General features: G+C 67.0%; 26 protein-coding genes. 3 read left to right on the forward strand and 23 right to left on the reverse strand.

Going from position 1 to position 25958, the window contains the following annotated elements; genetic code table 11:
- Window position 1 precedes the first annotated feature (1 nt).
- The 13 genes from I4484_RS19005 to I4484_RS19065 all read right to left on the reverse strand — a co-directional run bounded on the left by I4484_RS19005 (window position 2) and on the right by I4484_RS19065 (window position 13238).
- Window positions 2–1189, reverse strand: coding sequence for an epoxide hydrolase family protein (locus I4484_RS19005; RefSeq protein ID WP_197448733.1), 1188 nt, complete (start codon window positions 1187–1189; stop codon window positions 2–4).
- Between the two features lie 345 nt (window positions 1190–1534).
- Complete coding sequence (locus tag I4484_RS19010; protein ID WP_197448734.1) at window positions 1535–2161, reverse strand: glutathione S-transferase family protein; 627 nt, start codon at window positions 2159–2161, stop codon at window positions 1535–1537.
- 157 nt (window positions 2162–2318) lie between these two features.
- Entirely contained in the window at window positions 2319–2477 is a 159-nt protein-coding gene (locus tag I4484_RS19015) for a hypothetical protein (protein ID WP_197448735.1), read from the reverse strand.
- A 190-nt stretch (window positions 2478–2667) separates the two neighbouring features.
- Window positions 2668–3300 carry a protocatechuate 3,4-dioxygenase subunit alpha gene (gene pcaG, locus I4484_RS19020; RefSeq protein ID WP_197448736.1) on the reverse strand — a complete coding sequence of 211 codons (633 nt, stop codon included), beginning with the start codon at window positions 3298–3300 and terminating at the stop codon, window positions 2668–2670.
- Between the two features lie 13 nt (window positions 3301–3313).
- The gene (gene pcaH / locus I4484_RS19025; RefSeq protein WP_197448737.1) at window positions 3314–4054 is read right to left on the reverse strand and encodes a protocatechuate 3,4-dioxygenase subunit beta; all 741 of its coding nucleotides are present in this window, start codon (window positions 4052–4054) and stop codon (window positions 3314–3316) included.
- A gap of 132 nt (window positions 4055–4186) precedes the next feature.
- Entirely contained in the window at window positions 4187–5122 is a 936-nt protein-coding gene (gene pcaQ / locus I4484_RS19030) for a pca operon transcription factor PcaQ (RefSeq protein WP_197448738.1), read from the reverse strand.
- Between the two features lie 9 nt (window positions 5123–5131).
- Window positions 5132–6325, reverse strand: a complete 1194-nt coding sequence (locus I4484_RS19035; RefSeq protein WP_197448739.1) for a CynX/NimT family MFS transporter — start codon at window positions 6323–6325, stop codon at window positions 5132–5134.
- Between the two features lie 126 nt (window positions 6326–6451).
- On the reverse strand, window positions 6452–7651 hold the full coding sequence (locus I4484_RS19040; protein ID WP_197448740.1) for an alpha/beta fold hydrolase: 1200 nt from the start codon (window positions 7649–7651) through the stop codon (window positions 6452–6454).
- Between the two features lie 75 nt (window positions 7652–7726).
- Window positions 7727–8929, reverse strand: a complete 1203-nt coding sequence (gene pcaF, locus I4484_RS19045; RefSeq protein WP_197448741.1) for a 3-oxoadipyl-CoA thiolase — start codon at window positions 8927–8929, stop codon at window positions 7727–7729.
- Window positions 8930–8960: 31 nt separating this feature from the next.
- Window positions 8961–9728, reverse strand: a complete 768-nt coding sequence (locus I4484_RS19050) for a CoA-transferase subunit beta (RefSeq protein ID WP_209539268.1) — start codon at window positions 9726–9728, stop codon at window positions 8961–8963.
- A gap of 20 nt (window positions 9729–9748) precedes the next feature.
- Window positions 9749–10579 carry a CoA transferase subunit A gene (locus tag I4484_RS19055; RefSeq protein WP_197448743.1) on the reverse strand — a complete coding sequence of 277 codons (831 nt, stop codon included), beginning with the start codon at window positions 10577–10579 and terminating at the stop codon, window positions 9749–9751.
- A 289-nt stretch (window positions 10580–10868) separates the two neighbouring features.
- A complete protein-coding gene (locus I4484_RS19060; RefSeq protein ID WP_197448744.1) occupies window positions 10869–11699 on the reverse strand; it encodes a 3-keto-5-aminohexanoate cleavage protein in 831 nt (276 codons plus the stop codon).
- Between the two features lie 213 nt (window positions 11700–11912).
- Window positions 11913–13238 (reverse strand): adenylosuccinate lyase family protein, encoded by a 1326-nt coding sequence (locus I4484_RS19065; RefSeq protein ID WP_197448745.1) that lies wholly within the window; start codon window positions 13236–13238, stop codon window positions 11913–11915.
- Between the two features lie 144 nt (window positions 13239–13382).
- Here I4484_RS19065 and I4484_RS19070 point away from each other — a divergent pair, with 144 nt between their 5' ends.
- Both I4484_RS19070 and I4484_RS19075 read left to right on the forward strand, forming a co-directional pair.
- On the forward strand, window positions 13383–14168 hold the full coding sequence (locus I4484_RS19070; RefSeq protein ID WP_197448746.1) for an IclR family transcriptional regulator C-terminal domain-containing protein: 786 nt from the start codon (window positions 13383–13385) through the stop codon (window positions 14166–14168).
- A gap of 46 nt (window positions 14169–14214) precedes the next feature.
- Window positions 14215–15171: an AEC family transporter gene (locus tag I4484_RS19075; protein WP_197448747.1), complete on the forward strand. Its 957-nt coding sequence runs from the start codon at window positions 14215–14217 to the stop codon at window positions 15169–15171.
- Between the two features lie 15 nt (window positions 15172–15186).
- Here the strand turns inward: I4484_RS19075 and I4484_RS19080 are convergent, their stop codons facing one another.
- The 6 genes from I4484_RS19080 to napE form a co-directional block, all read right to left on the reverse strand.
- Window positions 15187–15789, reverse strand: coding sequence for a NapC/NirT family cytochrome c (locus tag I4484_RS19080; protein WP_197448748.1), 603 nt, complete (start codon window positions 15787–15789; stop codon window positions 15187–15189).
- Window positions 15790–15799: 10 nt separating this feature from the next.
- Window positions 15800–16264, reverse strand: a complete 465-nt coding sequence (locus I4484_RS19085; protein ID WP_197448749.1) for a nitrate reductase cytochrome c-type subunit — start codon at window positions 16262–16264, stop codon at window positions 15800–15802.
- Between the two features lie 13 nt (window positions 16265–16277).
- Window positions 16278–18773, reverse strand: coding sequence for a nitrate reductase catalytic subunit NapA (napA, locus tag I4484_RS19090; RefSeq protein WP_197448750.1), 2496 nt, complete (start codon window positions 18771–18773; stop codon window positions 16278–16280).
- Window positions 18754–19050: a chaperone NapD gene (locus I4484_RS19095; protein ID WP_197448751.1), complete on the reverse strand. Its 297-nt coding sequence runs from the start codon at window positions 19048–19050 to the stop codon at window positions 18754–18756. The genes napA and I4484_RS19095 overlap by 20 nt, the downstream gene beginning before the upstream one ends.
- The gene (gene napF, locus I4484_RS19100) at window positions 19047–19583 is read right to left on the reverse strand and encodes a ferredoxin-type protein NapF (protein ID WP_197448752.1); all 537 of its coding nucleotides are present in this window, start codon (window positions 19581–19583) and stop codon (window positions 19047–19049) included. The genes I4484_RS19095 and napF overlap by 4 nt, the downstream gene beginning before the upstream one ends.
- 82 nt (window positions 19584–19665) lie before the next feature.
- Window positions 19666–19869 carry a periplasmic nitrate reductase, NapE protein gene (gene napE / locus I4484_RS19105; protein ID WP_197448753.1) on the reverse strand — a complete coding sequence of 68 codons (204 nt, stop codon included), beginning with the start codon at window positions 19867–19869 and terminating at the stop codon, window positions 19666–19668.
- 109 nt (window positions 19870–19978) lie between these two features.
- Here napE and I4484_RS19110 point away from each other — a divergent pair, with 109 nt between their 5' ends.
- Entirely contained in the window at window positions 19979–20485 is a 507-nt protein-coding gene (locus I4484_RS19110) for a DUF4142 domain-containing protein (RefSeq protein WP_197448754.1), read from the forward strand.
- A gap of 52 nt (window positions 20486–20537) precedes the next feature.
- Here the strand turns inward: I4484_RS19110 and aroQ are convergent, their stop codons facing one another.
- The 4 genes from aroQ to dacB all read right to left on the reverse strand — a co-directional run bounded on the left by aroQ (window position 20538) and on the right by dacB (window position 25955).
- Complete coding sequence (aroQ, locus tag I4484_RS19115) at window positions 20538–20981, reverse strand: type II 3-dehydroquinate dehydratase (RefSeq protein ID WP_197448755.1); 444 nt, start codon at window positions 20979–20981, stop codon at window positions 20538–20540.
- Between the two features lie 40 nt (window positions 20982–21021).
- Window positions 21022–24003, reverse strand: a complete 2982-nt coding sequence (gene glnE, locus I4484_RS19120) for a bifunctional [glutamate--ammonia ligase]-adenylyl-L-tyrosine phosphorylase/[glutamate--ammonia-ligase] adenylyltransferase (protein WP_197448756.1) — start codon at window positions 24001–24003, stop codon at window positions 21022–21024.
- 86 nt (window positions 24004–24089) lie between these two features.
- The gene (locus I4484_RS19125) at window positions 24090–24461 is read right to left on the reverse strand and encodes a diacylglycerol kinase (RefSeq protein WP_197448757.1); all 372 of its coding nucleotides are present in this window, start codon (window positions 24459–24461) and stop codon (window positions 24090–24092) included.
- A 30-nt stretch (window positions 24462–24491) separates the two neighbouring features.
- Window positions 24492–25955, reverse strand: coding sequence for a D-alanyl-D-alanine carboxypeptidase/D-alanyl-D-alanine-endopeptidase (dacB, locus tag I4484_RS19130; protein WP_197448758.1), 1464 nt, complete (start codon window positions 25953–25955; stop codon window positions 24492–24494).
- Window positions 25956–25958 lie beyond the last annotated feature (3 nt).

Consider the following 25958-nt stretch of genomic DNA (forward strand, 5'->3'; position numbering starts at 1 on the left):
ATTAGCGGCCCCGATGAGCAGCCAACACGGCCGCGAGGCCTTCCTGCAGGTCCTTGACGAAAGATTCGGGCACCTCCAGCGACGGAAAGTGCCCGCCCTTTTCGGCAGTTCTCCACCGGACGATCTGCCGGTACCGCTGCTCGGCCCAGGGGCGCGGGCACTTCTCGATGTCGCGGGGGTATATCGTGATGGCAGAGGGAACATCAACCCGCAGCCCGGGGTCGAGCGTGTTAACCCCGCCGTGGCTTTCGTAGTAGATGCGGGCCGCCGAAGCGCCGGTTCGTGTCAGCCAGTAGAGGGTGACGTCGTCCAGAATGCGATCTCTGGAAATCGTCTCGAACGGGCTATCGTCGGTATCCGTCCACTCGGCAAACTTGTCGAGAATCCAGGCCAGAAGCCCGACGGGTGAGTCGACGAGCGAGTAGCCGATGGTCTGCGGTCGGGTCGCCTGCTGCTTCGCATACGCCGCGCGGTAGAGCCAGAAGTCGCGAGTGTCCTCGGCCCATTTTCGTTCTTCCGCCGTCAGCCCCTCCATGGCCAGACCGGGCGGTGCCTGCGCCAGCGTCGAGTGGATGCCGAGAACCTGCGCCGGGAACCTGCCGCCGAGGACGGTGGTGATGACACCGCCCCAGTCGCCGCCATGGGCGACGAACTTGTCGTAGCAGAGCCTTCCCATCAGCTCCACCCAGGCGGCCGCGATCTTCCCCGCGCCCCAACCGGTGGTAGCCGGCTTGTCGCTGTAACCAAAGCCCGGCAGCGACGGAGCCACGACGTGGAATGCCGGCGCGTCTGGCTCTTTCGGATCTGCCAGCTCGTCGACGATATCGATGAACTCGGCGATGCTGCCCGGCCAGCCATGCGTCAGGATCAGGGGAGTGGCATCGGCGCGTGCGGATCGGCGGTGCAGGAAGTGGATGCCGAGGCCGTCGATCACCGTGCGGAACTGGCCGATACGGTCAAGGCGCGCCTCGAACGATCGCCAGTCATACTCGTTGCGCCAATAGTTGACGACATCGACGAGGTCGGCGAGAGGAACACCCTGATCCCAGCGGCGAGGATCGGGCGCGGCGCGACAGACCGTCTCGGTCTCCGGTAGCCGCGCCGCGGCCAGTCGCGCGCGCAGGTCGTCGAGGTCGGCATCGGTTGCACGGGCTTCGAATACTTGAACATCCCTGTCTAGGCGATTCATGCGTTTGTCCCTTCAGCCTCGATGTTGACGCCGACGGTGACGGAGCCGAAGGCACGACATCGCTCTGCGAAATCCGCGCCTGGCACCGCCAAACAGTTTGGCAACGAAATCGGCGCGCAACCGGGCATTGCGCCGCTCGATGTCACGCATTTTTGGGTCGGGGTTATGGAAGGCCATCGCCACCTCTGCAGTCACTGAGTAAGCGTAGCAAGCTCGGCGCAGTTGCTCCCGGTCCGGCACCGCATCTGCTGTACACAAGACGCGTTCATGTGATGCCCAAAAAGACGAGAGCCAACGCAATGGCTGGCTCTGTGCTGACAGCCGAAACGGTCTCCTGAGGGCGGTCTAGCTCTCCATCGCCGCGAACGCTACGGCGATTGTAGGCGGTGCCGTGGGTCGGGCGTACATCGCCTTGAGGTACTCTCTCAGCCTCGGTGCGTCGCCAAGCATTTCCTCTTCGTTGGCCCAATCCAGGGTGTAGGCGGCGTTGAAGTCGGCGACGCTGAGCCGGTCGCCGACGAGGTACTCGCGCTCCTGCATGTGGCGTTCGAGCACCGTCAGCATCCCCCTGCATTCCTGCCTGGCCAGGTCGACATCCTGAGGCAGCCGCTTCTCTTCCGGGTAGAGGAAGGTGTGGCGAGCAATCCTCCATAGTGGCTGCTCGATCTCGGTCACCAGGAAGAAATTCCAGCGATGCATCTGGGCGCGTTCTTCCACAGCGCTGGGAATGAAACCCGCCTGTGGATATTTTTCGGCCAAATAGAGCGGTATCGCGGCCGATTCGGTGATGACCTGGTCGCCGTCGACCAGTACGGGCACCTTGGCGGCGGGGTTGAGCGCGAGGAAATCTGGCTGGTAGTGCTCTCCTTGCATGAGGTCCACTGGGATCAGCTCGTACTCCAGGCCCAGTTCGTTGAGTAACCAGATGACGCGCAGGACTCGGGTCGGCGGCGTTCCGTAGAGTTTCAGCATGTTCGGCTCCATTGATTGGCAGGCATCTGCTGTTTCGCCTGTCTCAGGACCCCATCGAACGGGGGCGCACGCTATCGACACCCCATAACGAGAAGAGCCAGCGCGGTGCGCTGGCTCTTCTCGTCGTGTCTCGCTGCCGGCCGCTCGGCCTCGGCCGTTAGAGGTAGTAGTTGTTGCGCAGGCGGGGCGCATGCTGACGGTAGGCAGCTTCGCTCATCCGCTCGAGCAGACGGTACGCGGCAGCGCCGATGCGCTTGATCAGGGGAGCGCTGGTTTGGGTGGCGACTGCACTGTGGGAAAGCGTCTGGGTGGTCATGGCTGGGTATCTCGGTTACTTCGTGAGGATGCTAACAGAATAACCGAGACATAGACTTTGGTCTAATTTGTTCGCCTTTAGTCGCATGACCTGCGTCATGCCGATGGCCAAAAAACCGAGAGCCGGCACGTGTGCCGGCTCTCGGTGTCTTGCGGCCCTCGCCGGCCAGATTCGCTGCGGTAGTGGCAGATCAGAAATCGAAGAACACCGTCTCGCCTTCACCCTGCAGCCTGATGTCGAGGCGGTAGCGCACCTTGCCGTCGGCCTCTTCGCGCTTGGCGATGAGGGTCTGGCGGCGGGTCGGCGATTCGATGCGCGAGAGCACCGGGCAGGCGGCGTTGGCCTCGGCTTCGTCCTCGAAGTAGAGGCGGGTCTGCAGCTGGATGTTGATGCCGCGGGCGAAGATCGCCAGGTTGATGTGCGGCGCCATGAGCTGGCCGCTGGGGTGCGCCACCGGGCCGGGCTTGACGGTCTTGAGCGACCATTCGCTGCCGTGGTCGAAGGTGGTGGCGGTGCGCCCGAAGCTGTTGAACGGCTTCTTCAGGTCGAACTCGGGCTGGTAGACGCCGTTGGCGTCGGCCTGCCAGGCCTCGAGGAAGGCGTCGCGCACCAGGTCGCCGTTGCCGTCGATCACGGTGCCGACGACTTCGATCAGCTCGCCCTCGGCACCGGGCTTGGCCATCTCGTTCCAGATCTCTTCGTCGCGGGTCGGGTTGCCCGCGGCGGCCAGGGCCAGGCCGATGTGCACGTAGGGCCCGGCGGTCTGGGAGGCGGTCTCGCGCAGCATCAGCTCGCTGGTGGGAACGCTGTTTGGCTGTTTCATCTCTGTTCCCTCCTCACTGATTTTCGAAAAAGGTCTGCAGCTCGCCGCGCACCACCAGGTCGAAGCGGTAGGCCAGGCAGTCCATGGGCTTGCTGCGCGCCATGTCGAGGCGTCCGATCATGGTCTCGACCGCGGCCGGGTCCTTGATGGTGTTGACGATGGGGCACAGCGGAATCAGCGGATCGCCCTCGAAGTACATCTGGGTGATCAGGCGGGTGGAGATCGAGGGGCCCATCACCGAGACGTGGATGTGCGAGGGGCGCCAGCTGTTGGGGTCGTTGGGCCAGGGGTACGGGCCGGGCTTGATGGTGCGGAAGCGGTACCAGCCCTGCTCGTCGGTGAGGGTACGGCCCACGCCGCCGAAGCCGGGATCGAGCGGGGCGAGGTAGCGGTCGTTCCTGTGGCGGTAACGCCCGCCGGCGTTGGCCTGCCACATCTCGACCAGGGTGTGCGGCACCGGCTTGCCGAACTGGTCGATCACGCGGCCGAACATGATGATGCGCTCGCCCACGGGCAAGCCCGCTGCGCCCGCCAGTGTGGGGTCTTCACGGAAGTTGAGCAGCAGGTCGTTGTCGTGGGGGCCCATGCGCAGATGGCGGAAGTTCGGGCCGGTGAGTTCGGAAGCGGTGGCTTGCTGCATGCTGGCCAGCGCCTGCTGCGGCGAGCGGGGCACGCTGGTCTTGTAGCCGGGGGCGTAGGCCGGGGGATGCCAGTTACGGTCGCGCTCCACGAAGCGCTTGTTGTGATCTTGCATGGCGTGTCGTCTCTTGGGGAGAGTGGTCTTGTCCCGCCCAGTGTGGCCTCTCGCCAAAGGCCCGCCAATTGACGACTAGGGCACCCCTCATAACCAATGGGTTATGCTGCACCGCAATTATAGCGGCTGCTTTCAGCTACTCCCGGCGCCACGCTCCGCGCTCACTTCGCGCAGCACTTCGCAGAAGGCCTCCAGCGCCAGCGAGGGCTGCATGCTGGCGTTGTAGCACAGCCCGACGGAGCCGCCGCGGGGCTCCAGCTCGATGCCGAGGCGACTCAGCCGCCCCGCCGCCAGGTCTTCGAACACGGCCTCTTCGGGCACGACCCAGATCGCGTCGCTCTCCAAGGTGTAGTGGCGGCTGATGGGCAGCGAGAGCGTCTCCAGCCGCTGGCTCATCAGTGTCAGCGAGTGGCGCACGCAGAAGCTGTCGACCTGCTGGCGCAGGGTGGTCTGCAGGGGTGGTAGCACCCAGGGGAATTCGCCCAGCCGGGCGGCTTCGAGCGGTGCGATGCCGGCCAGCGGGTGGCCGCGGCGCACGCACAGCAGCAGCGGCTCGTAGTAGAGGTGCTCGAAGGCCAGGTCGCGGATCTCGCGGGCCTCGGTCATGCGCCCCACCACCAGATCCAGCTCGCCGCGGCGCAGGCGCGAGAGCAGGAAGGCGCTGGCGCCAGCCACCACGTTGACGCCTACCGCGTTCTGCCCGCCGGGTGCGGCGTGCCAGCGGCGGATGGCCTCGGGCAGCAGCCGGCTCTCCACCGTGGAGAGCGCCCCCACGCGCAGGTCGTGGGCGCCCAGGCGCACGTCGCCCACCGCGGCCACGCCCTCTTCCAGCGCGCGCATGGCCGGCCCGGCATGGCGCAGCAGGGTCAGGCCGGCCTGGGTCAGCGCCACGCCCTGGGGCGTGCGTTCGAACAGCGAAGCACCAAGGCTCTCCTCGAGTTCGCGAATGGTCTTGGAGATGCCCGGCTGGGTGATCGCCAGCCGCTCGGCGGCCCGGGCGAAGCTGCGCTGGCGGGCCACCTCGAGGAAGGCCTGCAGATGGCGCAGCTTGATACGGGCGTTGAGCATGGGGTTGTCCTACTGGCGTGAGGCGAGCAGCCGCGGGGTGACGGCCATGGCGACCAGGCTGATCAGCAGGGTCGGCAGGAAGGCCAGCGCCACGGTTCCCGAGAGATCGTTGAGCCAGCCGCCGACCACGGTGATGCCGAATACCAGAAGGTACCCGAAGAACAGCATGCCGGCCATCAGCCGCGGCAGCGCCTCGAGGCGAACCAGCCAGGCCGGCAGCGCCAGCACAAAGATGAACAGCGCGCTGGTGAAGAAGCCGAACACGCCGGCCGCCCACACCACGTGGCCACCCGGCAGCCACAGCATCAGCGGCAGGGCCAGCAGCGCCAGGGCGGTGATGCCGATCAGCGGCCGGGGCCGCCCCATCAGCCGGTCGGCGTAGAGGATCAGCAGCGCCGAAGAGAGCATCTGGGCGCCGTTGAGCGCCGTGAGGCTGGGCGCCAGCAGGTCGAGGCGCGCACTCGCCTCGAGCAGCGGCGGCAGGAAGACGTTGCCGGTGAAGTAGAGCGCCGCCGCCGCGCCGAGCAGGGCCACCAGGCGCCACGTGCGCCCGTCGCGCACGTTGGGCAGGGTCAGGCTGGCGCTACGGGAGCCGTTCGCCATGGCCGGAAGCTGCCGGCAGCCGACGATCAGCGCCAGCATCAGCAGCGGCACCGGCGCCACCCACAGGGCGAACGCCCACTGCCAGTGGGCGCCAAGCCAGGCCGCGGCCAGGGGGCCGGTGGCGCCCGCCGCCAGCAGCTCGCCCACCAGCAGGCCGTTGGTGTACACCGCCGAGGCGCGGCCGATGCGACCGGGCGCCCAGAGCTTGGCGAGTACCGGCATCGCCGTCTGCATGAAGGCGATGCCCACCCCCATCAGCACGGTGGCCAGCATGAAGGCGGTAAAGCCCTCGGGCAGGCTGCGCAGCGCACTTCCCAGCGCCATGACGGCGAGCCCCAGGAGCATGCTGGGCAGCGTACCGACCCGCGCCAGCAGCCAGCCGGCCAGCAGGGCGCCGAAGGCCAGGGTGACCAGCGGCAGGCTGGTGGCGATCGCCACCTCGCTGCTGGTAAAGCCCAGCACCGCCTTGAGCTGGGGAATCAGCGGCGGCACCACCAGCACCGTAAGGCGCAGATAGAGCCCCAGGCACCACAGCAGGCCGTAGGCCAGCAGGGCCTGGCGCAGCTCGCTCGGCAGCGGTGTGGTGGTGTCCTGAGTCATGCCCTGCTCTCCTGGTCGCGAATGCCCCGCCCATAAAGCCGAAACCGGCCAAAGGCCGGTTCGGATCATGCCATGCGGCACAGCTTATTAGCACTCTAACGAAAGTCTAGGGCGTCTCACGCCGAGTCAATTCAACTCCTCGCCCCAGCCCAGCTCCTTGGCCAACGCAAACGCATGGTTCGCCGCCGGTACGCCGGCGTAGATCGCCACGTGCATCAGTACCTGGCGCAGCTCCGCTTCGGAGAGGCCGATGCGCTTGGCGGTCTTGAGGTGCAGCACCAGTTCCTCGCGGCCCAGGGCGGCGAGGATGCCGGTGGTGATCAGGCTGCGCTCGCGGCGGGTGAGGTCGTCGTTGCTCCACAGCTCGCCCCAGGCCAGCCGGGTGATCATCTGCTGGAAGGGGGCGTCGAGGCTGTTGGCGTTCCGGCTGGCGCGGGCGACGTGCTCCTCGCCGAGCACCTGCTTGCGGGTCTCGAGCCCCTCGGCATAGCTCACGCCGCGCTCGCCGACGTCCTCACGCTCGCCGGCCATCCACAGCAGCAGCCGCTTGGCCATGGCGGCGGGCGCCTCCACCGAGGGCACGTGGGCAATGCCTTCGAGGATCTCCAGCGGCGCCCCGCCACACTCGGCGGCCAGGGCCTGCAGGGTCTCGGGCGGTGTGGCCACGTCGGCGCTGCCGCCGAGCAGGTGCACGCCGATGCCCGGATGCTCCGCGAGCGGCCCTTTCAGCTTGCCGCGGAAGTCGGTGCGGCCGAGCATCTCGCATAGGCGGGCGTAGGATTCGTCGTCGCCGCGGCCCATCTGGGTGCACCAGCCGGCCTGGAGTGCCGGTTCGGCCTCGAAGCAGGCCGGCGCGAACCAGCGCGGCACGATCTCCTCGGCCATGGCCGCCAGGCCTTCCTGACGAATGCGCCCGGCGCGGCTGCTCCACAGTTCCTGGTTGCCGATCACCGCGCCGGTGTTGGTCAGGGTGAAGGAGTAGAGCCGCTCGGCGTGCTCACTGATCAGCTGCTGGCCGACCACACCGCCGATGGAGGTACCGACGAAGTGGAAGCGCGAGGCACCGGCATGTTCGACCAGCGCCAGCGCCTCCCGGGCCAGCGCCGCCGGGGTGATCTCGCCGCCCTCGGCCGGCCAGGCCTGGCTGGCACCGTGGCCGGGCAGGTCCCAGGTCAGCACGCGGTAGCGCGGCAGCAGCGCCGGCAGCAGCTCGTCCCACACCGCCTGGGTCATGCCCAGCGGATGCGCCAGCACCACCAGCGGCAGCGCCTCGGGGCCGAGCAGGCGATAGGCGACGCTGCGGCCGTCGACGTTCAAAAATGCCATGTTCCTTCTCCCTGCAGTGCAACGGGAAAAGCCGGCAGTTCATCACCACCGGCCTGGTACCAATCTCAGTCTCGCTTAGACCCTTTCGATCAGGGTCGCAATCCCCTGCCCCACGCCCACGCACATGGTGCACAGCGCATAGCGCTTGCCGCTGCGCTGCAGCTCGTGAGCGGCGGTAAGCAGCAGGCGGGCGCCGGACATGCCCAGCGGGTGGCCCAGGGCAATGGCGCCGCCGTTGGGGTTGACCCGCGGGTCGTCGTCGGCGAGCCCCAGGTCCCGCGTGCAGGCAAGCGCCTGGGCGGCGAAGGCCTCGTTGAACTCGAAGATGTCGATCTCGTCCATGGTCACGCCGGTGCGCTCGAGCAGCTTGCGTACCGCCGGTACCGGGCCGTAGCCCATGATGCGCGGCTCGACGCCGGCCGTGGCCATGCCGATGATCCGGGCCATGGGCTTGAGCCCATGTTGCTCCACCGCGGCCCGGCTTGCCACCAGCATGGCGGCGGCGCCGTCGTTGACGCCGGAGGCGTTGCCGGCGGTGATGCTGCCGCCCTCGCGGAACGGCGTCGGCAGCCCGGCCAGCTTCTCCAGGGTGGTTTCGCGCGGGTGCTCGTCGGTGTCGAACACCAGCGGCTCCTGCTTGCGCCGCGGAATCTCGATCGGTGTGATCTCGATGGCGAAGCGACCCGCCTTCTGCGCGGCGGCGGCCTTCTGCTGGGAGCGCAGGGCGAAGGCGTCCTGGTCCTCGCGGGAGATGTTGAACTGTTCGGCCACGTTCTCGGCGGTCTCCGGCATGGAGTCGATGCCGTAGGCCTTCTTCATCAGCGGATTGACGAAGCGCCAGCCGATGGTGGTGTCCTCGATCTTCTGGCCGCGGGAGAAGGGGCTGTCGGCCTTGCCCAGCACGTAGGGCGCGCGGGACATCGACTCCACGCCGCCGGCCAGGGCCAGTTCCATCTCGCCGGCCTTGATGGCGCGGAAGGCGGTGCCCACCGCGTCCATGCCGGAGCCGCACAGGCGGTTCATGGTAGTACCGGGCACCGAGGTGGGCAGGCCCGCCAGCAGGGCGGACATGCGCGCCACGTTGCGGTTGTCCTCGCCGGCCTGGTTGGCGCAGCCCATGAAAACCTCTTCAATCGCGGAAGGGTCCAGGTCGGGCGCTTCCGCCAGCACCGCCTTGAAGATGGTGGCGGCGAAGTCGTCGGGGCGCACGCTGGCCAGGGTACCGCCGAAGCGGCCGATGGCGGTGCGCCGCGGATGGCAAAGGAATACGTCGGTCATACCTTATCTCCTCTAATTCGCCGTCGCGGCGTCACGCACCGGCATGGGCGCGGGCGGTCCTGTCTTTGAGTTCGCGCAGGACCTCAAGCTCGCGGGCCGAGGGCTCCGGGGTGCTCTCCAGCGTGTCGGCAAAGCGGATCTCCCAACCTGTGGCCTCGATCACGTCCTCGCGGCTCACGCCCGGGTGAAGCGAGACCACCACCAGCTCCTTGGTCTCGGGGTCGGGCTTCATCACGCACAGGTCGGTGATGACCCGGGTCGGCCCCTTGCCGATGTTGGGCACACCGTCGCGGCCCTTGCCGTCGCGGCCGAAGCCCAGGGTGGTGACGAAATCGACCCGGTCGACGAAGGCGCGCTTGGAGTGCTTCAGGGTGATGAAGACCTCACCCGCGTTCGTCGCGATTTCCGGCGCACCGCCGCCGCCCGGCAGTCGCACCTTGGGCTCGCGGTAGTCGCCGATCAGGGTAGTGTTGAGGTTGCAGTAGCGGTCGATCTGGGCGGTACCGAGGAAGCCCACGTCGATCTTGCCGCCCTGCAGCCAGTAGCGAAACATCTCCGGCACCGAAACGGTGGTGAGCGCCGTCTCGGCCAGCTCGCCGTCGCCGATGGAGAGCGGCAGCACGTTGGGCTTGGTCTGCAGGGTGCCGGATTCGTAGATCAGCACCACGTCCGGCGCATGCGTCAGGCGCGCCAGGTTGGCCGCCTCGCTGGGCAGGCCGATGCCGACGAAGCAGGTCATGCCGTTCTCCAGCGCGCGGGCCGCGGTGACGGTCATCATCTCCGCCGAGGTGTAGTCCAGGCACTTATCGACGGTACTCATCAGGCGTTCCCCCCTGCGTTCATGACGTTCTCTTCGATCCACCGGGTGAAGGTGTCGCGGTCGCGGGCGATGGCGTCCCACTCCTTGTAGAAGGCGTTGTTGCGCGGGTAGTAGCCGTGGGCATAGGAGGGCAGCGAGCCCTTCTCGGCCACGGCGATGGCGCTGATGGCCCAGCCCGGGATGATGCAGGCGTTGGGGTGGTAGTCGGCCTCGGCGCGCAGGTCGTCGACGATCTCCTCCACCGTGACGATGCTGCGCTTCGCCGCCAGTACGGCCTCCTTCTGCACGCCGACGATACCCTCCACCAGCACGTTGCCGGCGCGGTCGGCCTTCTGCGCATGCACGATGGAAACGTCCGGGCGCACCGAGGGCACCGCGGCCAGGCGCTCGCCGGTGAACGGGCACTCGATGAACTTGATCTGGTCGTTGACGCTGGGCAGCTCGCTGCCCACATAGCCACGCAGCACGGCCAGAGGCAGCCCGGCGGCACCGGCCTCGAAGGCGCAGGCCATGGCGGCGTGGCTGTGCTCGAGGATCTCGACCTTGTGCGGCCAGCCCTTCTCCACCGCGTCGCGCAGGCGATGCAGCGAGCCCACGCCGGGGTTGCCGCCCCAGGAGAAGATTACCTTCCTGGCGCAGCCGGCGCCGATCATCTGGTCGTAGACCAGGTCCGGCGTCATGCGGATCAGGGTCAGGTCACGCTTCTTCTGGCGGATCACCTCGTGACCAGCAGCGAAGGGAATCAGGTGGGTAAAGCCCTCCATGGCCACGGTGGCGCCGTCTTCGACGTAGCGGGCCACCGCGTCACGGAGGCTCAGGAATTCGGCCATGGTGTTCTCCTGGGCGCTCTCGTTAGAAAGTTCGAATAGCGAACTTTGTTTTGTGATGCGAACAAGTTAACGCCAAGCTCATGCCATCGTCAAATACGCTGCCCATGAAAAAGCGAGGGGAGGCCTGGCTTCCCCTCGTTGGGTTCAACGAAACCGATGGATTTTCAGGGCATTATTCGCGCTGCAGCCAGGCCGCCGCGCGGCGTACTTGCGCCTGGCCGCTACCAAGGTATAAGGCAGGATCCGTCGCCCCAGCTTCCAGGGCCAATGCCGCTATCGTCGTGGAAGGCTAGGTGGTAGCCAGGCCGAGGATCTCGCGGGCCTGCTGCCAGGTGGCCACGGGGCGCTCGTACTTCTCGCACAGTGCCACGGCACGCTCGACCAGGGCGGCATTGGACGGTGCCAAGGTGTCGCGGTCGAGTCGCACGTTGTCTTCGAGGCCGGTGCGGGTGTGGCCACCCGCGGCGATGGACCATTCATTCAGCAGGAGCTGGTTGGGGCCGATGCCGGCACCGCACCACTGGGCATCAGGGGCCAGGCGCTTCAGGGTCTCGATATAGAAATCGAAGGTTGGCTTGTCCGCCGGCATGGCGTTCTTGACCCCCATCACGAACTGAACGTAGAGCGGCGCCTTGAGCTTACCCTGTTTTGAAAGATTCACCGCCTGGTGGATGTGCGACAGGTCGAAGGCTTCGATTTCGGGCTTGATGGCGTACCTCAGCATCTCGTCGGCCAGCCACTCCACCAACTGCGGCGGGTTCTCGTAGACGCGGTTGGGAAAGTTGTTGGAGCCCACCGAGAGACTGGCCATATCCGGCCTGAGCGGCAACATGCCGCCCCGCTCCTGGCCGGCACCGGAGCGCCCACCGGTCGAGAGCTGGATGATCATCCCCGGGCAGTGCTTTCTGAGCCCTTCCATCAACTGGGCGAACTTTTCGGGGTCCGATGTCGGGCTCTGGTCGTCGTTGCGCACGTGACAGTGGGCGATGGTGGCCCCGGCTTCAAACGCCGCCTGGGTGCTCTCGACCTGCTCTTCGACGGTAATCGGAACGGCAGGGTTATTCTCCTTGCGCGGCAAGCTGCCGGTGATGGCAACACAGATAATGCAGGGATTGGACATGACGGCCTCTCGGGGAACCGGAGCGCAACCAGGCGTTGATACGAAGGGGCCTGGAAGGCATTCCATTTAGTTCGTATAACGAACATAGATTTGCAATACGAACAATCTAGTCCCATGAACCTCCACCGTCAAATCTGCAAGCGTGTATATAAGCAAAGGGGAGGCCAGGCCTCCCCTTTGCAGGAATACGAAAAGAAATGCTATCTCAAAGCGTTATTCACCCAACCAGGCCATGGCGCGATGCACCTGCGCCTGGCTACTACCAAGGTATAAGGCCGGGTCCGTTGCCTGGCGCAGGGCTTCCGCTTCAATCCGCCCCCTCACTTCGGCGTGCTCTTCAAGCGCCTCGGCATAGGGAATGCCCTGGTGTCGTGCCGTTTCGGCGGCTTCGGCGCTGATCCGCTTGGCTGCATCCTGGCCCAGTACCGGCGCCAGCAGGCGTGACACCGGCTCGGCCATGATGCCGCCGCCGGTGGCCGCCAGGTTGCGCCGCATCGCCTCGGGGTGAACCTCGAGCCCCTCGAGCAGCACGGCGGCCTGCTCCAGTGCCCCCTCCAGCAGCAGCGCACTATCGATCAGCGGCGACCATTCGGCGTGCCACTCGCCCAGCCCGCGCTCCAGCGGCTGGGCAACGGCATGGAGCAGCACCGTGGTGTTGCCGTGCACCTGTCGGGCGGCACCGCGGATCATGGCGCAGCGCACCGGGTTGCGCTTGTGCGGCATGGAGGAGGACTCGCCCATGCCCGGGGCGGATGGCTCGGCCACTTCGCCCACTTCGGTCTGGGTCAGCAGCGCCACGTCGAGCGCCAGCTTCTCGGCCGCCCCCGCCGCGGCGTCCAACGCCGTACCCAGGGCATGGATCGGCAGGCGGTCGGTATGCCAGGGCAGTACCGGCGTCGCCAGGCCGAGCTTCTGAGCGATGGCGTCCATAAAGTCGAGGCCCAGCGTGTCCCAGCCGGAGTGCACCCCCACGGCGCCGCCGAACTGCACCGGCAGCTCGACCTGTGCCAGGCGTCGTCGCGCCTGCTCCAGCCCGATGGCCCAGTGCGCCACCTTGACGCCGAAGGTAGTCGGCAGCGCCTGCTGCATCAGCGTACGCCCCACCATCACCGTCTGCTCATGGGCCTGCATGAGCGCGAGCGCGGCCGTACGGCAGCGCCCGAGCAGCGCATCCAGCGCAGCCAGTCGCGGCTGGAGCAGCAGCATCAGCGCCGAGTCGACCACGTCCTGGCTGGTGGCACCCATGTGCCAGTAGCGCTTGAGCGCATCGGGCAGCGCGGCGCGCCCCTGCTTGACGAAGGGAATCGCCACGTTGCCGCCGCTGGCCACGCCCGCCGCCAGCGCCTCGTGATCGAAGGCATGCGCTTCCAGCACGCGCCGCATGGCCCCGCTCGTCCCTCCGGGCATGGCGCCTCGCACCTCCTGCACCTCGGCCAGGGCCAGCTCGAAGGCCAGCATGGCCTCGACCAGTGCCGAAACGTTGCACTGCATTAATGCCGATTGGCTCATGAAGGGGTGCCGCAGGAGGGTGTCAGGCATATCATGCTCTCCCAAGGAATGGCTGACCCATGGCTTAGGCTTAGCCCATGGTCGTACAGATGTTCGCAATTCGAACATTATGCTAGATTGAAGGGCTCCCAAAGAGCAAACCATCCAAGACGACGGCACAACGACGGAACAAAAATGGCATCAGAGGAAGAGGTTCTCAGCCCGGACGACCGGGACTTCGTCACCGCACTGGCCAGTGGCCTGGAAGTGATCCTGGCCTTCGACGAGACGCACTCGCGCATGACCCTGAGCGAGGTCGCCAGCCGTACCGGCATGAACCGCGCCCGCGCCCGGCGCTTCCTGCTCACGCTGCATGCGTTGGGCTACGTGAGGAAGCAGGGCCGCAACTTCGAGCTAGCCCCGCGGGTGCTGCAGCTCGGCTATGCGTTTCTCTCTGCCAACAACTATCGTAGCGTGATCCAGCAGGTGCTGGAGGACATCACCGCCGAAAGCGGCGAATCCTCCTCCCTCGGCGTGCTCGACGGCGACGAGGTCACCTACGTGGCGCGCTCCTCGGCCCGTCACCGGCTGATGGCCATCACCCTCTCCGTTGGCACCCGGCTGCCCGCCGCCCACACCTCGATGGGACGTGCGCTGCTGGCCCAGCTTCCCGATGCCGAACTGGATGCCTTCCTGGAGCGGGTCACGCTTACGCGCTACACCGACAAGACCGTAACCGACAAGGCCGCACTCAAGAAGTGCATCCTCAAGGTGCGCCAGCAGGGCTACGCCATCGCCGACCAGGAGCTCGACTCGGGGCTGCGCTCGCTGGCCGTGCCGGCCTTCGACGCCAACGGCAAGCTGCTCGGCGCCATCAACATCAGCACCAACGCCGCCCGGGTCGATCTGGATACCCTGATGAAGGAGTACCTGCCGCTACTGCAGCGCAAGGCCCGCGAAATCCGCGCGACCGTCAGCTGAGGCAAGGCAGAGCGTCGTCGAACCCACCTCGTGCCGGGAAGCGTGCATGCTGGAAATTCTCGCCATTACCACGCCGATCTTCCTGCTGATCGGTGCCGGCTATCTGGCCATGGGCATACGGCTGATCAATCGGGAGCAGGTGCAGGGTGTGGCGACCTTCGTGCTCTACTTCGCCCTGCCGGCGCTGGTGATACGCGCCCTGACCCAAAGTCCGCTCGACGAGGTGCTGCAGAAGCCGTACCTGCTGGCCTACGGCCTCGGCTCGGCCCTGGTCTTCGGCTTGGCCCTGCTGCTGACCCTGACGCTGCAGCGCAAGCCGCTCAGCGAAGGCGCCCTGCATGCCCTGGGCGTGTCCGCCTCCAACAGCGGTTTCATCGGCTATCCCGTCGCCGCCATGGTGCTCGGCAGCTCGCCGGCCGCCGTCTTCCTGGCGCTGAACATGATGATCGAGAACCTGCTTATCATCCCGATGGCCCTGATCCTGGCCGAGGCCGGGCGCCAGAGCGGGACCGGCATCGGAGCCATCGCGGGCAAGACCTTCTTGCGGCTGATCCGCAACCCCATCCTGATCGGCCTGGCCCTGGGCCTGCTATTGGCGGTAACGGAAACCTCGCTGCCGCGCCCGCTGGCCCAGGTCGTCGAGATGCTGGCCAATGCCGCCGGGCCGGCGGCGCTGTTCGTGATCGGCGGGACCCTGTTCGGGCTCCAGGTGCGCGGCATGCTGCGTGACGTCGGGCAGATCGTCGTCGGCAAGCTGGTTCTGCATCCTCTCGCCGTGCTCGGCCTGTTTCTGCTGATGCCGGCGGCGGACCCCACCCTGCTGGCCGGCGCACTGCTGTTCGCCTGCGCACCGATGATCAGCGTCTATCCCCTGCTCGGCCAGCGCTACGGCATGGCCGGCGTCAGCGCCGCCGCGCTGATGGTGGGCACACTGGCCGCCTTCTTGAGCCTGAGCCTGGCCATCTGGGCGATCCAGGCTGCCGGGCTACTGCCCATCGGCTAGCGCTTCAGGCTCCATTCACTCCCACCCCTCGACGCCGGCCATGTCGGGCAGCTCGTGGGCGATGCCCTTGTGGCAGGTAATGCAGGTATCGTCGCCCTGGATCAGCCCTCGCCGATGTGCCGCGGCCGCCCGGTTGCTCTGCCGAGTGAAATCCATGGCGTCCTCGTCGTGGCAGTTGCGGCACTCCAGCGAGTCGTTGGCCTCGAAGCGGCGCCACTCGCGGGAGGCCATCTCCAGGCGGTGGTCGAGGAACTTCTCGCGGGTATTGATGGTGCCGAAGATCTTGCCCCATACCTCCTTCGAGGCCTGCATCTTGCGCGCGATCTTGTCGGTCCAGTCGTGCGGCACGTGGCAGTCCGAGCACACCGCCCGCACACCCGAGCGGTTGGTGAAGTGAATGGTGGGCTGGATCTCTTCGTAGACGTTGGCCCGCATCTCGTGGCAGCCGATGCAGAACCGCTCGGTATTGGTCGCCTCCATGGCGGTATTGAAGCCGCCCCAGAACAACACCCCGCCGATGAAGCCCCCCACGGTGAGAAACCCCAGGCTGAAGTAGCCGCTGGGCGAATTGAAGACGCGCCAGAAGACCGCGAGCAGGCTCTTGATACGTTGGATCATGCAGCACCCCTCACTCTTCCGTCTCGCGTGGCTGGCGGAGGATTTCGGCGATGTCGACGAAGCGGTTCTCGACTGCCAGCGGCGCGTCCGTCTGCGGCACGTGGCACTGGTTGCAGAAGTAGCGGCGCGGCGAGAGTTCGGCGAGGAAGTTGCCGTCGCGGTCCATGTAGTGGGTCACGCTGATCATCGGGGCCTGGGTGTCGCCGACCCGCTGCCGGCTGTGGCAGCTCATGCAGCGGTTGGCGTTGAGGTCGACCTGGTAGTTGTCGATCTTGTGCGGGATGGTCGGCGGCTGCATCGGGTAGGCCCGGACTCGCCGCTGGTCGTCGTTCACGACGTCGTAGAGCGGTTCCGGGGTGCGCTCCTCGAGCAGCGGTACGTGGCCGCGCAGGGCATCGAGTTCGCCCTCCTGGGCGAGCACGCCCAGGCTGATCGCCAACACTGCGACGGCGATGGCGGGGGTGATCGTTCGCATCGTGCTTCCCTCCCTAGACCGGTTCGATCCGGCAGGCGCACTTCTTGAAGTCCGTCTGCTTGGAGATGGGGTCGGTGGCGTCCAGCGTGACCTTGTTGATCAGCTGGCTGGCATCGAACCAGGGCACGAACACCAGCCCCCTGGGCATGCGGTTGCGCCCGCGCGTCTCGACGCGGGAGTTCATCTCGCCGCGCGGGCTGACGATACGCACCTCGCTGCCGCGACGCACGCCGAGCTGACGCGCGTCCTCGGGGTGCAGGTAGACCACTGCCTGGGGAAAGGCGCGGTGCAGCTCGGGCACGCGCCGGGTCATCGAGCCGGAGTGCCAGTGCTCGAGCACCCGGCCGGTGACCAGCCACATCGGGTACTCCTCGTCGGGCGACTCGGCGGGCGGCTCGTAGGGCAGGGCGTAGATGACGGCGCGGCCGTCCTTGTGGCCGTAGAACTGGAAATCGCGCCCCTCCTCCACGTAGGGATCGTGCTCGCCGTTGTAGCGCCAGCGCGTCTCCTCGCCGTCGACCACCGGCCAGCGCAAGCCGCGCTCCTGGTGGTAACGCTCGAACGGGGCCAGATCGTGGGCCTTGCCGCGGGTGAACTTGGCATACTCCTCGAACAGCCCCTTCTGTACGTAGAAGCCGAAGTGGTGAGCCTCGTCGTTGGCGTACTCCTCGTCGAGCTCGTCGAGGCCGTAGGCATCCACCTGGCCGTTGCGGAACAGCACCTCGAACATCGACTTGCCGCGGTAGTCCGGGTTGGCCTCGAGCAGTTCCTCCGGCCACACCTCCTCGATCTGGAAGCGCTTGGAGAACTCCACCATCTGCCACAGGTCGGAGCGCGCTTCGCCGGGCGCCCTGACCAGTTGATGCCAGAACTGGGTGCGCCGCTCGGCGTTACCGTAGGCGCCCTCCTTCTCGACCCACATCGCCGCGGGCAGGATCAGGTCGGCCAGCTCGGCGGTCACGGTGGGGTAGGCATCGGAGACGACGATAAAGTTGTCGGGGTTGCGGTAGCCGGGGTAGGTCTCCTCGACCAGGTTGGCCGCCGCCTGGACATTGTTGTTGCACTGCACCCAGTAGACGTTGATCTCGCCGTCCTTGAGCATGCGGTTCTGCAGTACGGCATGGGCGCCGGGCTTCTCCTGGATGGTGCCTTCCGGCACCTTCCAGGCGTTCTCGGCGAAGCGGCGGTGGTCCGGGTTGGTCACCACCATGTCGGCCGGCAGCCGGTGCGAGAAGGTGCCGACCTCGCGCGCGGTGCCGCAGGCCGAGGGCTGGCCGGTCAGCGAGAAGGGACTGTTGCCCGGGGTGGAGATCTTGCCCGTCAGCAGATGGATATTGTAGATCATGTTGTTCGCCCAGACCCCGCGGGTGTGCTGGTTGAAGCCCATGGTCCAGAACGACATCACCTTGGTGTCGGGGTCGGCGTAGAGCTCGGCCAGGGCATCGAGCTGACGCTGGGGCACGCCCGAAAGCTCGCTGACCGTCTCGGCGTCGTACTGCTGCAGGAACTCGCGGTAGCGCTCGAAGTCGATGTCGCGGGCACCGCCGCTTTCGGCGGCGTTGGCCGCCGCCAGCTCCAGGCGATGCTCGGGGCGCAGGCCGTAGCCGATATCGACGTTGCCCTCCATGAAGCGCACGTGCTCGTTGACGAAGTCCCAGTTCACCCGGTCGTTCTCGATGATGTAGCGCTGTATATAGTTGAGGATCGCCAGATCGGCCTGGGGCGTGAAGATGATCGGCTGGTCGGCCAGCTCGAAGGAGCGGTGCTCGAAGGTGGAGAGCACCGCCACCTTGACGTGGGGCGCCGACAACCGGCGGTCGGTGACCCGGGTCCACAGGATGGGGTGCATCTCGGCCATGTTGGAGCCCCACAGCACGAAGGCATCCGCCGCCTCGATGTCGTCGTAGCAGCCCATCGGCTCGTCCATGCCGAAGGTTCGCATGAAGCCGAATACCGCCGAGGCCATGCAGTGGCGCGCATTGGGGTCGATGTGGTTGGAGCGGAAGCCGGCTTTCATCAGCTTGTTGGCGGCATAGCCCTCCCACACCGTCCACTGGCCGGAGCCGAACATGCCGATACCCTGGGGGCCCTTCTCGCGCAGCACCGCCTTGTACTTTTCAGCCATCACGTCGAAGGCCTCGTCCCAGCTCACCGGAGTGAACTCGCCGTTCTTGTCGTACTGGCCGTTGGTCTTGCGCAGCAGCGGCTGGGTGAGTCGGTCCTCGCCGTACATGATCTTGGACAGGAAATAGCCCTTGATGCAGTTGACGCCGCGATTGACCGGGGCGTTGATGTCGGCGTGGGTGGCGACCACCTGATTGTCGCGTGTCGCCACATTGACCCCGCAGCCCACGCCGCAGAAGCGGCACGGTGCCTTCGACCACTTCAACTGGGACTGGCTGGCGTCGGTGACCACGTTCTGCGCCTGGCCGGTAGTGCTGATCCCTGCCGCCGCGGTGGCTGTGGTCGCCGCCGTGGCCTTGATGAAGTCACGTCGCGTCAGCGTCATCGCTCATCTCCTCCATCTCCCTGTCCAGTTCCTCGGCGCTCTCCGCATGGTGGTAGACCAGGCTCACCGACAGCACGCCCGGGGCTCGCTGAAGCGCCTCGATGAATGCCACAATCTCGCGCTGTCCCGCCGTCTCCAGCACCAGCACCATCTTGCCGCACGGGTCCGTGGCGTGGACTTCGACGCCCGGATGGGCCTGGCACTGCTGTCGGACGTCGGCGATGTGCGCCGGCTGCAGTTGCACGACCAGGCTCGAGATATGTAACTCTGCGTTCATGTCTCCCCCTGAAGGTCGGTGGAGGGAAGCCGGGCCGAATGGCCCGAGCCCGGTACGCCGACCGTGACCGCCCCGGTGGGACACACCGAGACGCAGGCGCCGCAGCCGTTGCAGACCTCGCTGTCGATCGAGGGCTCCGGTACGCGCCGGGCATTGAACGAGAAATGGATCGCGCCGGCCTCACAGCTCTCGCCGCAGCTGCGGCAGTAGACGCCCTGCGGCCCCAGGCATGCCGGCCCGATGGCCGCGACGTGCCGCCACGGCGGCTCATGCACCGGGTCGAGAAAGACCTCTTCCTCGCAGGCCTCGACGCAGGCACGGCAGAAGATGCACTCGCCACGTTGGAAGTCGACCTGCGGAAAACCGGCCGCATCGCGCACGATAATGTCGGTTTCGCAGGCCTGGAAGCAGTCGCCGCACTGGCTGCAATTTTCCAGGAATTGTGGCTCATCACGGGCCCAGGGTGGACGCAGCGCAGGGGAATATTCGAGGCCCCCCTTGAGCAACGCCCGCCGCGAGGGTTCCACGGCCATTTCGTTTCTCCACGGTCTTTATTATTTCAATTCAGTTTTGCAATTTTTCTTATTTGCTTTTTCTTATGTGCCTCTCGACCCGCTAGCCGGGCGGACCGGGAGGTCCGGCAAAGATCTGGAAGATCCATACAGCGAATCCGTAGCCCGATACCACAAGAACGGCAAGAATCGGAAACAGGATGCCGGCGAGGAACAGAAATACCAGAAGCTCCCGCTTCTTCTCCTGCTGCTCTTCGGGCGTTTGCGGCTTGCGCTTGCGGCTTGGTTTGTCGATCGTTCTTTGCATGCATCGGCACCAGAGCGAGACGTCTTGTACTACCGTAGGAAGCAAAGAGGTCTTGCGCAAACCGAATTCGAGCTCGCTCATCATTCAGGCAACAAGCGGGAGCAACGGAATGAAAATCTTTCTCTCAAAGGACTCGATCATCCTGGGGGTGGTGCTGGCCTGCCTGCTGGCCGGGCCGGCATTGGCGCGGGAGAGCGAGGATCGCGAAGCGATCCAGGCCAGCCTGCGGGCCCTGCACCAGCATCAGGCTGACCTCGCGGAGCTGGCCGAGAAGCGTGCCGAAGATGACGAGGTCGTCCAATTGGCCAACACCCTGCGGCGCGACCACGCCATTCTCGACGAGTGGCTGGCCGAGACCAGCGGGAACAGCGACACCCCCCACGACGAGCACACTCTGCATGATCGGGATGCCTTTGAAGCATTACGCGAATTGGAGGGAGAAGCGTTCGACGAGACCTTTCTGTCCTACCAGATGGAACTGCATGTGGCCGCGATCGAGTACCTGGAGCAGAACCGCCCCCAGGGCGACGGGCAGCTCGACGAGTTCAACAACCACCTGCTCGTCACTCACGAGACGCTACTCGTCAATCGCGAGCTGATCGACTCGTTACTCTAAGGGGTTGTGGTGCAAGGCCCGCTGCCGTGGGGCACGACAGCGGGCGGCAGGCTCAGGCGCGCTCGGCGGCGCGGATCACGGCGTCCAGCGCGGCCAGGTAGCCCTGGCTGCCGAGCCCAGCGATGACGCCGTCGGCGCGCAGCGAGACGTAGGAGTGGTGGCGGAAGCTCTCGCGCTTGTGCACGTTGGAGAGGTGTACCTCGATCACCTTGCCCTCGAAGGCGTTGAGCGCATCGAGGATCGCCACCGAGGTATGCGTATAGGCGGCGGGGTTGATGACGATCGCCGCGGTGCCATCCTCGCGCGCGGCATGGATGGCGTCGATCAGCACGCCCTCGTGGTTGCTCTGCAGCGCCTTGATGTCCCAGCCGTTGACGGCAGCCTTCTCGTACAGCGCATTGTTGATGTCGTCCAGCGTCTCGCTGCCGTAGATCTCTGGCTGGCGGGTGCCCAGCAGGTTGAGGTTGGGGCCGTGCAGGATCAGTACCTTGTTCATCGCGGTCTCTCTGGTGGAAACGGAATCACACGAGCGGGCTTCATGCCGCAGGCTCCAGCAGGCGCTGCCAGGCCTCGATCACCGCCTGGCGGTGGGCGTGGAAGTCGGCGTCGCGGCCGCGGGCGGCCTCGCGGGTCAGCGAGGCGCGGTGGGCAGCGCTACGCAGGGCCAGGTAGGCCTCGCGCAGGCGCCGGCACTCCTCGGCGGGCAGGCGGCCGCTGCTCTCCAGCGTCTCGAGGATGCGCATGTTGTCGCTCCACTGCAGCAGTTCGGGCGTATCGTGCCCCATGGAGAGCACCGCGAACTGGCACAGGAACTCGATGTCGACCATGCCGCCGGGGTCGTGCTTGAGGTCGAACTCGCCCTCCCCGGCCTTGCCGCCCAGGTGGTCGCGCATCTTGCGGCGCATCTTGACCACCTCTTCGCCCAGGGCCCGGCAATCGCGCTCGCGCCCGAGGATCTCGCGGCGCACCGCGTCGAAGCCCTCGGCCAGGCGGGGGTGGCCGGCCACCACACGGGCGCGCACCAGCGCCTGGTGCTCCCAGGTCCAGGCTTCGCGGCGCTGGTACTCGCCGAAAGCGTCTAGCGTGGTGGCCAGCAGCCCGGCATTGCCCGAGGGACGCAGGCGCATGTCCACTTCGTAGAGCGTGCCGGCCGGGGTCACCGCGGTGAGCAGGTGGATGATGCGCTGGCCCAAGCGGGTGAAGAACACCGGCGTGTCGATGGGCCGCGCACCGTCGGTCTCGCCGTGGGAATCGGCATCGTGAATGAACACCAGGTCGAGATCCGACCCGTAACCCAGTTCGATGCCGCCCAGCTTGCCATAGCCGACGATCAGAAATTCGGGGTCGCTACCGGCCCGGCTGCCATCGCGCCGCAGCGGGTAGCCATGCTTGCGCACCAGGTGGCGCCAGGCCATGGCCAGCACCTTCTCCAGCAGCACCTCGGCGATGTAGGTGAGATAGTCGCTGACCTTCATCAGGTGGCGGGTCCCGGCGATGTCCGAGGCGGCCACCCGTAGCACGTGGGCGTGCTTGAACACGCGCAGCGCCTCGAGCTGCGCCTCTTCGTCGTCCTCGGGAATGCGCCCCAGGGTCTGACGCAGCTCGTCGGCCAGGCGCGCCTTGTCGGCGGGTGTGTAGAGCGTATCCGGCGTCAGCAGCTCGTCGAGCAGGATCGGATAGCGGGCCAGCTGCTCGGCGATCCATGGGCTGGCGCCGCACAGTTCCATCAAATGACTGAGCGCCTCGGGGTTCTCGCGCAGCAGCGCCAGGTAGGCGGTGCGCCGCAGCACCGACTCGACCAGCGGCAGCACACGTTCGAGCGCGGTGTCGGGGGCGTCGCTTGCCGCCACGGCATCCAGCAGCAGCGGCAGCAGGGCTTCGAGGCGGTCGTAGCCGATGCGCTGCATGGACTGGACCTGGCGCGACTGGCGCAGGGTCACCAGGCGGCGCAGCGCGGTCTCGGGCTGAGCGAAGCCCTCCTCGGCGAGCATCGCCTGCGCCTCCGATTCCTCCAGCTCGCCGCACCACAGCGCGCGCCAGTCGTCGAGCGAGACGCCTCCCTCCTCGGGGGTCGCACTTGCCTCCTCGTGCTCCTCCTCGGGGTCGGCCACCACCGCATCGAAGTGGTGGCGGACCCGCCCGCGCACCTCCTCGAGCCGCGCCACGACCGCCGGCCAGTCCTCCATGTTGAGCGCCTGGGCCACACGCTCGCGATCGAGGTCGTCGTCGGGCAGGTTCTGGGTCTGGCGATCCTCCAGTGCCTGCAGCACGTGCTCGAGATCGCGCAGGAAGACATAGTCGGGCTCGAGTTCTTCGACCACCTGCTGCGGCAGCAGGCCCAGCGCCGGCAGGCGCGTGAGCGCGGTCCGCAGCGAGGTGACCTGCAGCTCGGTATCGCGGCCGCCGCGGATCAACTGGAAGGCCTGCACCACGAACTCCACCTCGCGAATGCCGCCGGGGCCGAGCTTGATGTTGGCCTGCATGCCGCGGCGCTTCACCTCGCGGTTGATCAGCGCCTTCATCTCGCGCAGCGACTCGATGGCGCCGAAGTCGAGGTACTTGCGATAGACGAAGGGGCGCAGGTTACCGAGCAGCTCGCCCCCGGCCCCCAGGTCGCCGGCCACTGGCCGCGCCTTGAGCATGGCATAGCGCTCCCACTCGCGGCCCTGGTCCTGGTAATAGGCGGCCAGCGACGAGAAGCTGCCGACCAGCGGACCGCCGTCGCCCAGCGGGCGCAGGCGCATGTCGACGCGAAAGACGAAGCCGTCGGCGGTCACCGCATCCAGCGCGGCGATCAGCTTCTGCCCCAGCTTGGTGAAGTACTCCTGGTGAGTGAGCGACTTGCGCCCGCCCTCGGTCTCACCCTGCTCGGGATAGGCGAAGATCAGGTCGATGTCCGAGGAGAGGTTGAGCTCGCCGGCGCCGAGCTTGCCCATGCCCAGCACCACCAGGCGCTGCTCGCTGCCGTCGGCGCGCGGCGCCGGGCGCCCCCAGCGCGGCTCGAGATGGGTCTCGAGCCAGCCCAGCGCGCCCTCGAGACACACCTCGGCCAGCCGCGACACCGCGGCGGCGGTCGACCACATGTCGATGCCCGCCGGCCGCGTCAGGTCGCGCCACACGATGCCCAGCATGCGCGCCCGGCGGAAGCGGCGCAGCGCCGCGTGCAGGGCCGCCTCGTCCTCGACGCTCTCGAGCCGCTCGGCCAGCCAGGCGGCGAGCGTTTCGGCGCCCGGGGCCTCATCCAGCTCGCCGCTGGCATCCAGGTGCTGAAGCCAGTCGGGATAGCGCGCCAGCGTATCGGCCGCGAAGTCGGAAATGGCGATCACGCGTGCCAGCTGGCGCCGACGCTCGGGATCGAGGCCCAGCCAGTTCTCCGACGGTGGTTCCTGGCCGGTCATCTCGGCGACGCTGTCGCCCTGCGCCAGGCTTTCGCCGAGACGCTGCCACGCCTTCTCCAGGGCTGGCACGAGCGCGGGGGAGAGGTCGTCGGCGGGCAGGAAGTCGTCGGGAATGGGCATGGCGCGCGCCTTATCGCAGCTGAGGTCCCCTCAGCATATCGAAGGCGTCGGCGCGGGGGCACCCCTGGGGGGTGACACGGCGGCATTCAGCCGAAGAATTTCTGCCAGATGAGCAGCCCCCAGGTCAGGCCGGCGGCCAGCAGGGCCAGCAGCACCGCCGCCGAGCCGATGTCCTTGGCCCGCCCCGACAGCTCGTGGTGCTCGGTGCCGATGCGGTCCACCACGCTCTCGATGGCGCTGTTGATCAGCTCCACGGTGAGCACCAGCAGGCAGCTGCCCACCAGCAGGATCCACTCCACCGGCCCGGAGCCGATCCACCAGGCCAGCGGCAGCATCACCACGCACAGGGCCAGCTCCTGGCGAAACGCCGTCTCATGACGAAAGGCAAACCTGAGCCCCTTGAGGGAGTAGCCCGTGGCATCGATGATGTGCCGCCATCCGGTACGCGCTGGTTTCATCGTCTCGCAATCCTTACGTGCAGGTGGAACTCAGTGCGCCTCGATCATGCGCTCCAGGTCCTGGGCCAGGGGGTCCAGCACCTGGGCCCAGTTGAGCCAGGGCGTGGAGGCGGTGCCATTGACCAGTACCGTGAACACGCCCCAGCGTCCCGAGCGCGCACGGAAGTAGCCGCTGACGGCGCGTACCGCATAGGGCTGGTTGAGGGTGCCGGTCTTGAGCATGAGACGATCCTGGACCAGCGGCGAGCCGCGGCGAATGAAGCGGGATACGCCGTTGGCCGGCGACTGGAAGCTGGCAACGAAGCTGGGAAACAGCGAGGTGCGGTGGAACATGCTCTCCAGCAGCGTGTTGGCGCCGCTGGCCGAGGTGCGGTTCTCGGTGGTCAGGCCGCTGCCGCTGAGCATCACCACCGGACCGTGATCGGGCAACCCGGCCACGTAGTCCTGGATCGCCTCCCCCGCTTGCAGCAGGGTCGCCCGTGGCGCGTCGACCAGGTTGAGCGCCAGCACGTCGGCCATGAAGTTGTTGGAATAGTTCATCACCTGCAGCAGCAGTTCCTGCAGCGGCCTGCCCTCCACCGTCGCCAGGGCATGGGCGGACGCGGGCGGCGGTTCGGTGGTGGTGGCATAGCCGGCGCCAATGGCGATGCCGGCCTGCTCGAGCATGGCCGCCAGGGTGCGCGCGGTCTGGCGCGCGGGGTCGCCGCTGGCACGGTAGACGTCGCGCGGCGCGGCGTTGAGCGCGATATGACCGCGCAGCAGCATCACCTCGTCCTCTTCGCGGGTGATGCGCTCGGCGCTGAACTCGGTGGCAGTTCCGGCCGCGCGCGTCTCCATCCGGTTGTCGATCTCCACGATCAGCGACTGGCTGTCGCAGCTGGTCACCCGTGCCGGCTCGCCCGCGGATGCGCCCGGCGCCACGTTGACGCACCAGTTGCCGTGGTTGACCCCCGCCGAGGAGAGCAGCGCGCTGTAGCTGTTGGCGGCGTGCGACTCGGCCGCGCAGCGGTCGGTGGTGATGCACGCCACCGGGCCGAAGCGCCACTGGCTGACCACCAGGCGCCCTTCGACCTCGCGTACGCCGGCCTGGTGCAGCCGCTGGGCCAGGCGCCACAGATCCTCGGTGGTCAGCGCCGGGTCGCCGCCACCATCGAGGATCAGGTCGCCGCGCAGCACGCCGTCGGCGTCGAGCTCGGCGCTGCTGACCAGGCGCGTGGTGAAGCGATGCTGCGGCCCCCAACGGTCGAGCGCCGCCGCCGCCAGGTAGGCCTTGGACACCGAGGCCGGCGACAGCTGGCGCCCCGGCTCGATGGCGCCGAGCACTTCGCCGGGGCGGCCGGCATCCCCAAGCAGCCGGGCCTCGGCGCTGATCAGAAAGCCTCGCTCGGTCATTTTCTCCAGCGCCGTGAAGCCCGCCGCCGACGCGACCAGGGGCAGCAGCGAGAGGCCGAAGAGGAGCAGGTAGCGAAGCCTGGCAGCAGCACGAATCAACATTGC

It is taken from the genome of Halomonas sp. SS10-MC5 (genome assembly GCF_015992245.1).
Classification (GTDB): Bacteria; Pseudomonadota; Gammaproteobacteria; order Pseudomonadales; family Halomonadaceae; genus Halomonas; species Halomonas sulfidoxydans.